Here is a 481-nt window from a genome sequence, read left to right as displayed (position 1 = left end):
CGAGGGAGGCGGCTCCTTCGGGCGCTACAGGGCGTGGTGCAGCCAGCGTTGGAGGACGTCGTTGACGTCTGCGGGCAGAGCGCTGATCTGGTCGATGACGGCACGGTCTTCGGGCATCGGCGGGATGCCCGCGGCGGTGAGGGTCGCGTGCAGGGCCAGGCGCCGCTGGTCGTGCGGGTCGAGGATGTAGCCGAGGCGGCGGGCGGGGTCCGGCGGCGGCAGGTGGGAGTCGATGTCCTCGCAGGGCCCCTCCGCACCCGGCCAGACGCTGTCCCGGGAAAACACCGCATAGGGGTCGACGAAAGCACAGGAACCAAGGGTCTCGCTGTTCCAGGGGGTCATCTCTGTCTCCTCACCAGGCGAGTCACGAACTACCCGTCCAGAGTTCCGCGAGCACCACTTCGGTTGCGTCCACCGCCACACGTCACGCTGACGGAGCCATCGGAGGCTGATCACCTCGTGTGACCAGCAGACGGCAGCC

At 68.8% G+C, this 481-nt stretch carries 1 protein-coding gene; it reads right to left on the bottom strand.

The genetic code is table 11. The annotated features are described in order from the left end of the window. Positions 1 to 24: 24 nt before the first annotated feature. Positions 25 to 342 carry a hypothetical protein gene (locus N4G66_RS45315; protein ID WP_261710168.1) on the bottom strand — a complete coding sequence of 106 codons (318 nt, stop codon included), beginning with the start codon at positions 340 to 342 and terminating at the stop codon, positions 25 to 27. Between the last annotated feature and the right edge of the window lie 139 nt (positions 343 to 481).

Origin of the sequence: Streptomyces rhizosphaerihabitans (genome assembly GCF_025399795.1) — a bacterium.
Lineage (GTDB): Bacteria > Actinomycetota > Actinomycetes > Streptomycetales > Streptomycetaceae > Streptomyces > Streptomyces rhizosphaerihabitans.
This window is presented reverse-complemented; position numbering and strand designations above follow the sequence as displayed.

Coding starts and splice junctions, on each gene's coding strand:
- N4G66_RS45315 (WP_261710168.1), bottom strand. CDS start 342: ATGACCCCCTGGAACAGCGAGACCCTTGGTTCCTGTGCTTTCGTCGAC.